Source organism: Serratia sp. BNK-33-b (assembly GCF_048684565.1).
GTDB classification, from domain to species: Bacteria; Pseudomonadota; Gammaproteobacteria; order Enterobacterales; family Enterobacteriaceae; genus Serratia; species Serratia marcescens.
This window is the reverse complement of the sequence record NZ_JBLQTZ010000001.1, coordinates 455812-469855: the sequence shown is the minus strand read 5'-3', so window position 1 is coordinate 469855 and position 14044 is coordinate 455812. Positions and strand designations below refer to the sequence as shown.

At 61.5% G+C, this 14044-nt stretch carries 12 protein-coding genes; 9 read left to right on the top strand and 3 right to left on the bottom strand.

The window, feature by feature from the left end; translation table 11 throughout:
- The first annotated feature begins 233 nt into the window (after positions 1–233).
- A complete protein-coding gene (locus ACMGGK_RS02235; protein ID WP_420276648.1) occupies positions 234–2255 on the top strand; it encodes an FAD-dependent oxidoreductase in 2022 nt (673 codons plus the stop codon).
- Between the two features lie 194 nt (positions 2256–2449).
- Here the strand turns inward: ACMGGK_RS02235 and rlmG are convergent, their stop codons facing one another.
- On the bottom strand, positions 2450–3589 hold the full coding sequence (rlmG, locus tag ACMGGK_RS02230; protein WP_016930173.1) for a 23S rRNA (guanine(1835)-N(2))-methyltransferase RlmG: 1140 nt from the start codon (positions 3587–3589) through the stop codon (positions 2450–2452).
- Positions 3590–3819: 230 nt separating this feature from the next.
- Here rlmG and ACMGGK_RS02225 point away from each other — a divergent pair, with 230 nt between their 5' ends.
- The 7 genes from ACMGGK_RS02225 (at position 3820) to sstT (ending at position 9435) form a co-directional block, all read left to right on the top strand.
- Positions 3820–4110: a type II toxin-antitoxin system RelE/ParE family toxin gene (locus ACMGGK_RS02225; RefSeq protein WP_016930174.1), complete on the top strand. Its 291-nt coding sequence runs from the start codon at positions 3820–3822 to the stop codon at positions 4108–4110.
- A gap of 14 nt (positions 4111–4124) precedes the next feature.
- Positions 4125–4448, top strand: a complete 324-nt coding sequence (locus ACMGGK_RS02220) for a HigA family addiction module antitoxin (protein ID WP_016930175.1) — start codon at positions 4125–4127, stop codon at positions 4446–4448.
- Entirely contained in the window at positions 4441–4953 is a 513-nt protein-coding gene (locus tag ACMGGK_RS02215) for a M48 family metallopeptidase (RefSeq protein ID WP_016930176.1), read from the top strand. Before ACMGGK_RS02220 ends, ACMGGK_RS02215 begins: the two co-directional genes overlap by 8 nt.
- A gap of 49 nt (positions 4954–5002) precedes the next feature.
- Positions 5003–5983 carry a Gfo/Idh/MocA family protein gene (locus ACMGGK_RS02210; RefSeq protein ID WP_016930177.1) on the top strand — a complete coding sequence of 327 codons (981 nt, stop codon included), beginning with the start codon at positions 5003–5005 and terminating at the stop codon, positions 5981–5983.
- A gap of 1 nt (position 5984) precedes the next feature.
- Positions 5985–6716, top strand: coding sequence for a glutamine amidotransferase (locus ACMGGK_RS02205; RefSeq protein ID WP_016930178.1), 732 nt, complete (start codon positions 5985–5987; stop codon positions 6714–6716).
- A 252-nt stretch (positions 6717–6968) separates the two neighbouring features.
- Complete coding sequence (locus tag ACMGGK_RS02200) at positions 6969–7937, top strand: TerC family protein (protein WP_016930179.1); 969 nt, start codon at positions 6969–6971, stop codon at positions 7935–7937.
- 262 nt (positions 7938–8199) lie between these two features.
- The gene (sstT, locus tag ACMGGK_RS02195; protein WP_049299890.1) at positions 8200–9435 is read left to right on the top strand and encodes a serine/threonine transporter SstT; all 1236 of its coding nucleotides are present in this window, start codon (positions 8200–8202) and stop codon (positions 9433–9435) included.
- 53 nt (positions 9436–9488) lie between these two features.
- Here the strand turns inward: sstT and ACMGGK_RS02190 are convergent, their stop codons facing one another.
- Both ACMGGK_RS02190 and uxaC read right to left on the bottom strand, forming a co-directional pair.
- The gene (locus tag ACMGGK_RS02190; RefSeq protein WP_049299891.1) at positions 9489–10976 is read right to left on the bottom strand and encodes a UxaA family hydrolase; all 1488 of its coding nucleotides are present in this window, start codon (positions 10974–10976) and stop codon (positions 9489–9491) included.
- 20 nt (positions 10977–10996) lie between these two features.
- On the bottom strand, positions 10997–12409 hold the full coding sequence (gene uxaC, locus ACMGGK_RS02185) for a glucuronate isomerase (protein WP_079451619.1): 1413 nt from the start codon (positions 12407–12409) through the stop codon (positions 10997–10999).
- Positions 12410–12693: 284 nt separating this feature from the next.
- Here uxaC and ACMGGK_RS02180 point away from each other — a divergent pair, with 284 nt between their 5' ends.
- Positions 12694–13992 carry an MFS transporter gene (locus tag ACMGGK_RS02180; RefSeq protein ID WP_015379157.1) on the top strand — a complete coding sequence of 433 codons (1299 nt, stop codon included), beginning with the start codon at positions 12694–12696 and terminating at the stop codon, positions 13990–13992.
- Positions 13993–14044 lie beyond the last annotated feature (52 nt).

Below are 14044 nucleotides of genomic sequence, written 5' to 3'. Positions count from 1 at the left end.
ATTCGGCGCAACGCAGATTCCCAAGCGGCGCGACAACGGCTAGATTTATCTCATCCGACCACTTGTGTTCACATAATAATAACAGATGCTCATCCCCAATCGCTTTCAACCTGCAGCTAGGCGGCAAGTTCGGGCGTTCCCAGGAGCTTACTCAAGTAAGTGACTGGGGCGAGCGAACGCAGGCAACAACGCTGCAGGTTGAAAGAGGCGGGGGATGAACGATGGAGAGTGCAATGAGCAATTACCCTCACCTGCTGGCGCCGCTGGATCTCGGCTTCACCACCCTGAAAAACCGGGTGCTGATGGGATCGATGCATACCGGCCTGGAAGAGCTGCCCGACGGCCCGCAGCGCCTGGCCGCGTTCTATGCCGAGCGCGCCGCCGCCGGCGTGGCGCTGATCGTCACCGGCGGCATTGCCCCGAACGAACAGGGCGTGGTGTTTCGCGGCGGTTCGATCCTCAACAGCGAAGCGCAATTGCCTCACCACCGCCCGGTAACCGAGGCCGTCCACCGGGCGGGCGGCAAAATTGCGCTGCAGATCCTGCACACCGGCCGCTACAGCTATCAACCCAAGCTGGTGGCCCCTTCCGCGCTGCAGGCGCCAATCAACCCGTTTACGCCGAGCGCCCTGAGTGAAGCGGAGATCGCGCAGACCATCGCCGACTTCGCCCGCTGCGCGGCGCTGGCGCAGCAGGCCGGCTACGACGGCGTTGAAGTGATGGGTTCCGAAGGCTACCTGATCAACCAATTCTTGACGACGCGCACCAACCAGCGCGATGACCAATGGGGCGGCAGCTTCACCAACCGCATGCGCTTCGCCGTCGAGACCGTCAGGGCGGTACGCCAGGCCGTGGGCCCGGAATTCATTCTGATCTACCGGCTGTCGATGCTTGATCTGGTGGAAGACGGCTCCAGTTGGGAGGAGATCGAGCAGCTGGCGCTGGCGATCGAACAGGCGGGCGCCACGATCATCAATACCGGCATCGGCTGGCACGAAGCACGTATTCCGACCATCGCCACCATGGTGCCGCGCGCCGGATTCAGCTGGGTGACCCGCAAGCTGATGGGCAAGGTCAGCATCCCGCTGATCACCACCAACCGCATCAACGATCCGGCGGTGGCCGAGCAGGTGCTGGCGGACGGCTGCGCCGACATGGTGTCGATGGCGCGCCCGTTTCTCGCCGACGCCGCCTTTGTGCAGAAAGCCGCCGAGGGGCGCGCCGACGAGATCAATACCTGCATCGGTTGCAACCAGGCCTGTCTCGACCAGATCTTTGAAGGCAAGCTGACTTCCTGTCTGGTCAACCCGCGCGCCTGCCGTGAAACCGAAATGCCGCTGACGATGGCGGAAAAACCGAAAAAACTGGCGGTGGTCGGCGCCGGCCCCGCCGGGCTGGCGTTTGCCACCACCGCCGCCAGCCGCGGCCATCGGGTGACGCTGTTCGACGCCGCCGAGCAGATCGGCGGCCAGTTCAACATCGCCAAGCAGATCCCCGGCAAGGAAGAATTCCATGAAACCCTGCGTTACTTCCGCCACCAGCTGGCGCTGCGTGAAGTGACGGTCAGGCTGGGCGTCAAGGTCGAAGCGGCGGATTTAAGCGAATTCGATGAGGTGATCCTCGCCTGCGGCATCGTGCCGCGCACCCCGGATATTCCCGGCATCGGGCACGCCAAGGTGCTGAGCTATCTGGACGTGCTGCGCGATAAAAAACCGGTCGGCCAGCGGGTGGCGATCGTCGGCGCCGGCGGCATCGGCTTCGATACCGCCGAGTACCTCAGCCAGCACGGCGTGTCCAGCAGCCTGGATCAGGCGGAATTCAATCGCGAATGGGGCATCGACGGGCGCCTTGAGCAGCGCGGCGGGCTGGCGGAGCAAGGGCCGCAGGCGCCGCGCGCCGCCCGGCAGATCTACCTGTTGCAACGCAAAACCAGCAAAGTGGGCGAAGGCCTGGGGAAAACCACCGGTTGGATCCACCGCGCCAGCCTGGCGATGCGCGGCGTGAAGATGCTCAACAGCGTCAGCTATCGGCTGATCGACGACGAAGGGCTGCACATCACCCGCGCCGAGCAAGACAGCTGCCTGCCGGTGGACACGGTGGTCATTTGCGCCGGGCAGGAACCGCGCCGCGAACTGCAGCAGCCGCTGCTGGCAATGGGAAAAACCGTGCACCTGATCGGCGGCGCCGACGTGGCCGCCGAGCTGGACGCCCGCCGCGCGATCGATCAGGGCACGCGGTTGGCGATGACGCTATAAAAAAGGGGCGCCCGGCGCCCCTGATATTGATGACAAACCTCATCCCCATGCCGGGTTGGCAGAGAGCAGCGAAAAGAAAACAAGGAAAATCAATTTATTGATTTTCGGCTGATAACCACAAAGGGGGAAAAACCACGCTTTTTCCTCCTTTGTCTGCAGACTGAGGGGCGCCCGGCGCCCCTTGTTATTCACGCTCAGCGACGCGCGCCGGATTTCACCGCTCGAAGGATCACGAACTTCTTGTTCGAGGCCACCAGCGTGCAGTTGCCGAACAGGCGCTTGAGTTTCTGATGGTAGTCGAGGTGACGGTTGCCGACGATGCGCAATTCGCCGCCCACCTGCAGGCAGCGCTTGGCGTCGCAGAACATCTGCCAGGCGGTGTGATCGGTAATGGCGTGTTGCTGGTGGAACGGCGGGTTGCAGAGCACCGCCTGCACGCTTTCGCGCTCGATGCCCGCCAGCGCGTTGTTCACCTCAAACTGACAGCGATCCAGCTCTTGCGGCAGGTTGTGCTCCACGTTCAGCTCGCTGGAGGCCACCGCCATGTAAGATTCATCGACAAAGGTCACCTGCGCTTCCGGGTTTTGCGCCAGCGCCGTCAAACCAATCACGCCGTTGCCGCAGCCCAGATCGACGATATGGCCGTTCAAGCCGCGCGGCAGATGCTCCATAAACAGGCGCGCGCCGATATCCAGGCTGCCGCGCGAGAAGACGTTGGCGTGGTTGTGGATCAGCCAATCGGTGCCGTCCAGCGTCCAGTTGGTGGTTTCCGCTGCCGCCGGCGGAACGATGTCCGCCGCCTGGCAGAAGATCAGGCGCGCCTTCTTCCACGCCAGACTGGTACGCGTTGGGCCCAGCACTTTTTCAAACAGCTGCATCGTCGAGGTGTGCACGTCGCGCGCTTTGGCGCCGGCAACGATCAGCGTGTCTTCGGTCACGACGTGGCGCAGCGCGCGCAGCTGCTGTTCCAGCAGCGCCAGCGCTTTCGGCACGCGAATCAGCACCACCGCCGGCGCCGCCGGCAGCTCGGCCAGGCTGTCCAGCAGCGTGACCTGCTCGGGATCCAGACCGTTGAGCTTGAGGTTGTGGCGCGTCGCCAGCTGGCTCATGTACGAGTCGCTGACGCTGTAAGGGCGATGCGCGTGCAACGCACAGGCCAGGGTGCCGAAGTTATCGTTGAAAATCAGCACCGGACGGCCGCCGATATCTACGTTTTCAAGCTGTTGCAGCAGATATTCGTCCGCCGCTTCCCACGCCTGCAGTTGGGTGGATTCTTCCTGTTGGGGATAACGCTCCAGCTCAAGTTGCTGTGTTCCCAGATCGAGTTGGCTCATTGCCCCTCCTGACTGATAAAATTTGGGCTGTTTATCCCCTAAAAACGCCCGTCAGTAAAATGTTTTTTCGGATAAATTGCGTATTGCGCCGCGTATCTGAAAACCCGTGCCCCTTTTCTCCTTTAACAACATTAACCTTTCCCTCCCGAGCACCCATGTCGACGTTTTTTTAACCTGACGGGGTGTAACTTTAAATGTTACACTGGCAGTCCCTATGGAAGGGGGAAAGCATGATTAAATCTTTCCGCGATCGCTATCTGGAGCAGTTCTATCTGGAAGGCAGGCGCAGCCGTCTGATCCCCGGCGCGCTTGAGCGACAGTTGGCCAGAAAACTCGATATGTTGGCCGCCGCGCAGCAAGAGCGTGATTTGCATCACCCCACGGGTAACTATTACAAGCGGCTATCCGGACCATTTCAGGGATGGTCAAGTCTGCGCGTCAATATGCACTGGCGGCTGATGTTCCAGTGGCGGCATGATGCCGCTGAAAAAATTTACCTCGATCCTCATCAAGATACCTGAACGAGGGGGTACCTATGTTGGAAACCACGACTCGCGAACCCACCACGGTGGGAGAAGTGCTGCAGGAAGAATATTTAACGCCGCTAGGCATCGGCCAGGAGGAACTGGCAAAGGTATTGGGCGTCACCCGCGCCACCGTCAATCGCCTGTGCAACGGGCATCGACGCATGAGCGTTGCCGAGGCCAATCTGTTTGCCGATCTGTTCGAAACGACCGCTGACTTTTGGCTAAACCTGCAGGCGGCGCACGATCGCTGGGAAGCCAGACAGGCCGATGCGCAGCGTGTGCGGCTGCGGCCGATCAAAGAAATACTGAGGCGCAATATCACTCATGCATGACATCGAACTCGCCTACCTGCAAGGCTACCCAACGCATCTGCAAAGCCAGGTGCAGCAACTGATCCATCAGAATCGGCTGGGGGACGTGCTGCTGCAGCGCTATCCGCAGGTGCACGACTGCACCACCGACAAATCGCTGTATCAGTTTACCGTCGATCTGAAAAACCAGTATCTGCGCAACGCCCAGCCGCTGAGCAAGGTGGCCTACGACAGCAAGATCCACGTCATGAAACATGCGCTGGGCCTGCACACCGCCATCTCGCGCGTGCAGGGCGGCAAGCTGAAGGCCAAGGCGGAAATCCGCGTGGCGACGGTGTTCAAGGTCGCGCCCGAGCCGTTCCTGCGCATGATCGTGGTGCATGAGCTGGCGCATCTGAAAGAGAAAGATCATAACAAGGCGTTCTACAGCCTGTGCTGCCATATGGAGCCGGATTACCACCAGCTGGAGTTCGATACCCGGCTGTATCTGACGCACCTTTCGCTGTTCGGCGAGCTGTATGCATAGCGAGTGAGGGCGTGATAATCTGCGGTTTTAGGCTGGACCGGAGCTCGCTATGATTCGCTTTGCCGTTGTCGGCACCAACTGGATTACGGAACGTTTTATCGATGCCGCCCATGAAAGCGGCAAACTCAAGTTGAGCGCCGTGTATTCACGCTCCCTGGAACAGGCGCAGGCGTTTGGCGCCAACTATCAGGTCACGCAGTTTTTCGACTCGCTCGAGGCCATGGCCCAGTCCGATGCCATAGACGCGGTGTATATCGCCAGCCCCAACTCCCTGCACTGCCCGCAATCGCTGCTGTTCCTGCGCCATAAAAAGCATGTGATCTGCGAAAAACCGCTGGCCTCCAACCAGCGCGAAGCGGAACAGGTGGTAGCCTGCGCGCGGGAAAACCAGGTGGTGCTGTTCGAGGCGTTCAAAAGCGCCTATCTGCCGAATTTTCTGGCGCTGCAACAGGCATTGCCGAAAATCGGCCGGCTGCGCAAAGCCTTCATCAACTATTGCCAATACTCTTCGCGCTACCCGCGCTACCTGGCCGGCGAGAACCCCAACACGTTTAATCCGCAGTTCTCCAACGGCTCGATCATGGACATCGGCTACTACTGCCTGGCCAGCGCGGTGGCGCTGTTCGGCGCGCCGCAGTCGGTGCTCGCCAGCGCCACGCTGCTCGATACCGGTGTGGACGCCCACGGCACCGTCTGCCTGAACTACGGCGATTTCGACGTCACGCTTTCCCATTCCAAGGTCAGCGACTCGGCGATCCCCAGCGAGATCCAGGGAGAAGAAGGCACGCTGATTATCGACAAAATCTCCGAGTGCCAGGGCGTGGCGCTGACGCCGCGCGGCGGCAACCGCCAGGATCTGAGCCAGCCGCAGCACATCAACACCATGCTGTATGAGGCGCTGGCCTTCGCCGAGTTGGTTGAGAAGCGTCAGGTGGAACATCCGGGGCTGGAGAATTCGCTGATCGTCGCCCGCCTGCTGACCGATATCCGCCGCCAGACCGGCGTCGTCTTCCCCGCCGACGGAGAATGAGATGAAACCGCTGCTCGTGATGCAAACCGGCGACGCGCCGCAGGCCATTCGTCAGGAATTGGCAAACTTTGAAGGCATGTTCCTGCAACAGGGCAATATCGACGCCGAACGCGCGCACATCGTACACTTGCCCGCCGGCGAACGGCCGTTGCCGCCGGCCGCCTATTGCGGCGTGGTCATCACCGGCTCGCCGGCGATGGTGACCGAACGGCTGCCGTGGAGCGAGGAGGCCGCCGAATGGCTGCGTCAGGCGATGGCGATCAAACTGCCGCTGTTCGGCGTCTGCTACGGCCATCAGCTGTTGGCCTACGCGCTCGGCGGCGAAGTGGGTTACCACCCGCAGGGCATGGAAGTCGGCACGCTGGAGATCGAACTGCTGCCCGCCGCGGCCGACGATCGGCGGCTCACCCTGCTGCCGCCGCGCTTCAAAGCCAACCTGATCCACTCGCAGAGCGTGCTGACGCCGCCCGCCGGCGCGCAGACGCTGGCGCGTTCGCAGCAGGACGCGCACCAGATCCTGCGCTATGGCGATCATGCCCTGACCACCCAGTTCCACCCGGAATTCAACGGCGCGGTGATGAGCCAGTATCTGCAGTGGCTCGGCCAGCTGCATCCCGAGCAGCAAGCCCGCTACCACCAGCAACAACAACAGGTTAGCGACACGCCGTTCAGCCGCCTGCTGCTGCAGGGATTCGTCGTCAGCCTCGGTGCGCAAAAAGCGATGGCCGGCTAACGCGATTCACGTTGACCGCCGACACATTTTGCATTACTTTCTGCTCTGCAAAGGGGAGTAACTTCATTGCCGGTCAATCGTCATTACGATGCGCAAGCATCCGGTTACCGGGCAACCTGATGTCAAAGGTGTAACCACCTTCATCAACGTTGTAAGTGAGACCTTGCCGGAAGGCGAGGTTTGCTTGCAGCGTTCACAGAGCGGCTGGCGTCTTCCGACGTTGGCCGTTTTTGTTTTTGAAGGATACCTCTGATGATGAATTCCGTTGGCACACCGTGGTTATGGGGCAGCTTCGCCGCCGTCATAGTCGTGATGCTCGCAATCGATCTCCTGTTGCAGGGCCGTAAAGGCGCGCACACCATGACTATGAAGCAGGCCGCCAGTTGGTCGCTGGTGTGGGTCAGCCTCTCCCTGCTGTTCAACTTCGGTTTCTGGTACTACCTGAATGAAACCGCCGGGCGCGCCGTCGCCGATACCCAGGCGCTGGCCTTCCTGACCGGTTACCTGATCGAAAAAGCGCTGGCGGTGGATAATGTGTTCGTCTGGCTGATGCTGTTCAGCTACTTCGCCGTGCCGGCCAACCTGCAACGGCGGGTGCTGATCTACGGCGTGCTGGGCGCAATCGTGCTGCGCACCATCATGATCTTCGCCGGCAGCTGGCTGGTCAGCCAGTTCCAGTGGCTGCTGTATCTGTTCGGCGCTTTCCTGCTGTTCACCGGTATTAAAATGGCGCTGGCGAAGGAAGATGACTCGGCGATCGGCGACAAACCGCTGGTGAAATGGCTGCGCAGCCGCTTGCGCATGACCGACAGCCTGGAAGGCGAGCGTTTCTTCGTGCGCCGCAACGGCATCCTGTTCGCCACCCCGCTGGTGCTGGTGCTGATCCTGGTGGAACTGAGCGACGTGATTTTCGCGGTGGACAGCATTCCGGCGATCTTCGCCGTGACCACCGATCCGTTCATCGTCCTGACCTCTAACCTGTTCGCCATCATGGGTCTGCGCGCCATGTACTTCCTGCTGGCCAACGTGGCGGAACGTTTCTCGATGCTGAAATACGGCCTGTCGGTGATCCTGGTGTTTATCGGTATCAAGATGCTGATTATCGACTTCTTCCACATCCCGATCGGCATATCGCTCGGCGTGGTGGCGGGCATCCTGACGCTCACCTTGCTGATCAACGCCTGGGTCAATCGCCGCAACGATCGCCTGGCGAAGAAATAACCATAATCTGTTATCCGGGGCGCTAGCCGCCCCGCGATTGTTTGGCAATTCCCCCAAAACGCCAAACGTTATTGCGATCACACAAATGTAACCAGTATGTTATCAAGTGTTGATCCGCGCTCAGAATTTCACCCTCGCCTCTTTCCAACCTCATTCGATTGCTGAATACTGATTCGGCAAACACACTTAGTTACAGAATCATATAAAGCTGCCCGGCGTCGTTCCCGCCGCGGCGGCCAGATAACATCAGGAAGAAAGCACTATGCAAAAACTACTACAAAAGATCACGCAGGGCAGCCTGGTCAAACAAATCATGGCCGGCCTGGTGGCCGGCATTCTGGTGGCGCTGGTTTCGCCGGCGGCCGCGGCGGCGGTCGGCCTGCTCGGTTCCCTGTTCGTCGGCGCGCTGAAAGCGGTGGCGCCGGTGCTGGTGCTGATTCTGGTGATGGCCTCGATCGCCAACCATAAACAGGGGCAGAAAACCAACATTCGCCCGATCCTGTTCCTCTACCTGCTGGGCACCTTCGCCGCAGCGCTGGTGGCGGTCGTCGTCAGCTTTATCTTCCCTTCCACGCTGGCGCTGACCACCGGCGCGACCGACATTACCCCGCCGGGCGGCATTGTGGAGGTGATGAAGGGCCTGTTGATGAGCGTGGTGGCCAACCCGTTCCATGCGCTGATTAACGCCAACTACATCGGTATTCTGGCGTGGGCCGTCGGGCTGGGGCTGGCGCTGCGCCACGCTTCCGAGACCACCAAGGGGCTGATCAACGACATGTCCCATGCGGTCACGCTGGTGGTGCGCGCGGTGATCCGCTGTGCGCCGCTCGGCATCTTCGGCCTGGTGGCCTCCACGCTGGCGGAAACCGGCTTCGGCGTGCTGTGGGGCTACGCCCAGCTGCTGATGGTGCTGCTCGGCTGTATGCTGCTGGTGGCGCTGGTGCTCAACCCGCTGATCGTTTACTGGAAGATCCGCCGCAATCCGTATCCGCTGGTGTTCGCCTGCCTGCGCGAGAGCGGCGTGACCGCCTTCTTCACCCGCAGCTCGGCCGCCAACATCCCGGTAAACATGGAGCTGTGCAAGAAGCTGAACCTGAATGAGGACACCTACTCGGTTTCCATTCCGCTGGGCGCCACCATCAACATGGCCGGCGCGGCGATCACCATCACCGTGCTGACGCTGGCGGCGGTAAACACGCTGGGCATCGCGGTAGACGTCCCGACCGCCCTGTTGCTGAGCGTGGTGGCCGCCCTCTGCGCCTGCGGCGCCTCCGGCGTGGCCGGCGGCTCGCTGCTGCTGATCCCGCTGGCGTGCAACATGTTCGGCATTCCGAACGACGTGGCGATGCAGGTGGTGGCGGTCGGCTTTATCATCGGCGTGCTGCAGGATTCGGCGGAAACCGCCCTCAACTCCTCCACCGACGTGCTGTTCACCGCCGCGGCCTGCCAGGCGGAAGACCAGCGGCTGGCGAACGAAGACCCGCTGAAGGTGCGTTAACCCCGCCTTGCCTCATCAAAAAGGCGCTCCCTCGAGCGCCTTTTTTATCAGCCTTACAGCGTCACCCCGCTTTTAAATATCGCCAGCTCGCGGAAGTCGTTGGTTTCATTACGCGCCGGACGCCCGTTGGCGATCTCGACAATCAGGTCGATGAAGCGGCTGAGCAACGTCTCCATCGCCACGCCGTGAACCAGGCCGCCGGCGTCGAAATCGATCCAGTGCGGTTTCTTCGCCGCCAGCTCGCTGTTGGTCGCCAGCTTCACCGTCGGCACAAAGCCGCCGTACGGCGTGCCGCGCCCGGTGCTGAACAGCACCATATGACAGCCGGCGCCGGCCAGCGCGCTGGTCGCCACCGCATCGTTGCCCGGCGCGCTGAGCAGATTCAGCCCCGGCACGCGCAGCCGCTCGCCGTATTTCAACACGTCCACCACCTGGCTTAGCCCCGCCTTTTGGGTGCAGCCAAGCGACTTCTCCTCCAGCGTGGTGATGCCACCGGCCTTGTTGCCCGGCGACGGATTCTCATAAATCGGCTGCTGATGGGCAATGAAATAGCGTTTGAAATCGTTGATCATGTCGACGGTTTTGCCGAAGGTCTCCCCATCGCGACAGCGGCTCATCAGAATGCGCTCGGCGCCGAACATCTCCGGCACTTCGGTCAGCACCGTGGTGCCGCCGTTGGCGATCGCATAATCGGAGAACCGCCCCAGCAGCGGGTTGGCGGTGATACCCGACAATCCGTCCGAACCGCCGCACTCCAGGCCGAACTTCAGCTCGCTCAGGCGGCCCGGCTCGCGGCGATCGTGGCGCATCTCCCGGTACAGCTCGTGCAACAGCGCCAGCCCGGCTTCCACTTCGTCGTCCTGTTGTTGGCACACCATAAAGCGCAGCCGCCGCTCGTCCTCTATCCCCAACGTGGCGCGAAAGGCATCCACCTGATTGTTCTCGCAACCCAGCCCGATCACCAGCACCGCGCCGGCGTTGGGGTGGCGCGCCATGTTTTGCAGCATGATGCGAGTATTGGCATGATCCTGCCCAAGCTGCGAGCAGCCGAACGGATGGCTGAACAGGTGAACGCCGTCGATCCCGTCCGCCTGCGTTTGCTGCAAAAAGCGCTGTTGGATCTGACGGGCGATGCCGTTGACGCAGCCGACGGTCGGCACGATCCACAGCTCGTTGCGGATCCCCACTTCGCCGCCGGCCCGGCGGTACAGCAGCACCTCGCGATCCGCCGCCTGCGGCGGCAACGTCGGGAACTGCGGCTGGTAACGGTAGCTGTCCAGATCGCTCAGGTTGGTTTTGACGTTTTGCGAATGAATGTGCTCCCCAGGCGCAATGGCCGCGAGCGCATGGCCGATCGGCTGGCCGTATTTGATGATGTCTTCGCCCTCGGCGATTGGGCCGAGCGCAAATTTGTGCCCGCGCGCCACCGGCTGCGCCAGTTGGATGACCGCGCCTTCCAGCTCAACGCACTCTCCGGCAGCCAGATCGCGCAGCGCCACCGCCACGTTATCCTGCTCATGAATCTTTATCGTACTTTGCATAAACCGGTCCCGGATAACGGCTACGCCAGTTCAATGGCGAAATAGTCTTTGGCGTTGTCGAAGCAGATGTTTTTCACCATCTCGCCCAGCAGCGCGATATCCGCCGGCGCTTCGCCGTCCGCCACCCAACGACCGATCATCTGGCAAAGGATGCGGCGGAAGTATTCATGGCGCGTATACGACAGGAAGCTGCGACTGTCGGTCAGCATGCCGACGAAGCGGCTCAGCAGCCCGAGCTGCGCCAGCTGCGTCATTTGGCGCTGCATGCCGTCCTTCTGATCGTTGAACCACCAGCCGGAGCCGAACTGCATCTTGCCCGGCGTGCCTTCCCCCTGGAAATTGCCGATCATGGTGCCGATCACTTCGTTATCGCGCGGGTTGAGGCAGTAGAGAATGGTTTTCGGCAGGCCCCCCTGCCGCGCCTGGGCATCCAGCAGCCGCGACAGCGGTTCCGCCAGCGGCCGATCGTTGATCGAGTCGAAGCCGATATCCGGCCCGACGGCGGCCAGCATGCGGCTGTTGTTATTGCGCAGCGCGCCGATGTGATACTGCTGCACCCAGCCGCGGCGCCGGTATTCGCCGGCCAGGAACAGCAGCACCGCGCTTTTGAACTGGGCGCTCTGTTCCGGCGTCGGCAGCTCGCCGTTCAGGCGGCGCAGCAGGATCGCATCCAACGTCGCTTCATCGGCCTCGCCGAACACCACCACGTCCAGCGCATGATCGGCCACCTTGCAACCGTGGGCGGCGAAGTGATCCATGCGCTTGTACAGCGCGTCGCACAGCGTGCTGAAGCGGCCGATGGCGGTGTCCGCCGCCGCCTCCAACTGCCGCAGATAGTCGTTGAAGCCGGGCGCATCGATGGTGAAAGCCTTGTCCGGCCGCCAGCTCGGCAATACCTTGATATCGAAGCCACGATCGTCGGCGATCGCCCGATGGTGGCGCAGATCGTCGATCGGATCGTCGGTGGTGCCGACCATTTTCACGTTCATCTGCCGCATGATGCCGCGCGCGCGAAACGCATCCTGCGCCAATAGCGCATTACCGCGCTGCCAGATCTCATCCGCCGTGGCCGGCGACAGCAGCGTGCCGGTGATGCCGAACGGCCGACGCAGCTCCAGATGCGTCCAGTGATAGAGCGGGTTGCCGATGGTGTGCGGCACCGTGGCGGCCCAGGCGTCGAATTTCTCGCGATCGCCCGCATCGCCGGTGCATAACCGCTCCGCCACGCCGTTAGTGCGCATCGCCCGCCATTTGTAGTGATCGCCCCGCAGCCAGATATCGTACAGGTTGCTGAAGCGGGTATTCTCCGCGATCTGCTGCGGCGGCAAATGGCAGTGATAATCGAAAATCGGCTGCGGCGCCGCATAATCGTGATACAAGCGCCGGGCAAATTCGCTGTCCAGCAGGAAATCTTCGCTCAAAAACGTCGCCATCTCGGGCTCCTTACTTGCCGTGCGGCACGGGGTTCGAATCACAAAAGTTATCACACCAATTTTAACTAGCGTCCAGCAGATTTTTCCCGATGTCTGCCGTTCATCCTCTCTCCACGCCCTTTTTCGCTCAATTTACCGGCAAAAATGCCCTATTTCACCGGCCACAGTATCGCTCAGGCGAATAATTCCTTTTGTGATATCACTCAACTTTTAAACCTGTATGACAGGTTATTGTCTCGCCAGCCGCATCGACGGCCACACCTTCAAACGGGGAGACATTTCGGATGCGTAAAATTAAAGGGTTACGCTGGTACATGATCGGACTGGTGACCATCGGCACCGTGCTGGGCTACCTGACCCGCAACGCCATCGCCGTCGCGGCGCCGACGCTGGAAGATACGCTGCACATCACCACCCAACAGTATTCCTATATCGTCGCCGCCTATTCCGCCTGCTACACCGTGATGCAACCGGTGGCGGGCTACGTGCTGGACGTGCTGGGCACCAAGGTCGGTTACGCCATGTTCGCCATTCTGTGGGCGCTGTTCTGCATGGGCACCGCGCTGGCCAACAGCTGGGGCGGCCTGGCGCTGGCGCGCGGCGCGGTCGGCATGGCCGAGGCGGCGATGATCCCCGCCGGGCTGAAGGCCAGCAGCGAGTGGTTTCCGGCCAAAGAGCGTTCGATCGCCGTCGGTTATTTCAACGTGGGTTCATCGATCGGCGGCATGATCGCCCCACCGCTGGTGGTATGGGCCATCGTGGCGCACAGCTGGGAAATGGCGTTCATCATCACCGGCGTGCTGAGCCTGATCTGGGCCATTTGTTGGCTGCTGTTCTACAAACACCCGAAAGATCAGAAGAAACTGAGCCAGGAAGAGCGCCGTTACATCCTCGAAGGCCAGGAAGCGCAGCACCAGACCTCTAACGCCAAAAAGATGTCCGCCTGGCAGATCGTGCGCAACCGCCAGTTCTGGGGCATCGCGCTGCCGCGCTTTCTGGCGGAACCGGCCTGGGGCACCTTCAACGCCTGGATCCCGCTGTTCATGTTCAAGGCCTACGGTTTTAATCTGAAAGAGATTGCCATGTTCGCCTGGATGCCGATGCTGTTCGCCGATCTCGGCTGCATCGTCGGCGGCTACCTGCCGCCGCTGTTCCAGAAGTATTTCAAGGTTAATCTGATCGTTTCACGCAAGCTGGTGGTGACGATGGGAGCGGTGTTGATGATCGGCCCCGGCATGATCGGCCTGTTCACCAGCCCTTACGCGGCTATCGCGCTGCTGTGCGTCGGCGGCTTCGCCCATCAGGCGCTGTCCGGCGCGTTGATTACCCTCTCTTCCGACGTATTCGGCCGCAATGAGGTGGCGACCGCCAACGGGTTGACCGGCATGGCGGCCTGGACAGCCAGCACACTGTTCGCCCTGGTGGTCGGCGCCCTGGCGGACACCCTCGGCTTCAGCCCGCTGTTCGCCGCGCTGTCGGTCTTCGACATTCTCGGCGCCATCGTCATCTGGACGGTGTTGCAAAACCGCCCGGCCGCCGAAACGCAGCCGGCCACGCTGCAGCCTGCCCCGGCGCGCAGCTGATCCCGCCGCCCGGCCGCTGCGCGCCGGGCCTCTTGCTCCTCTGGCAGCGGTG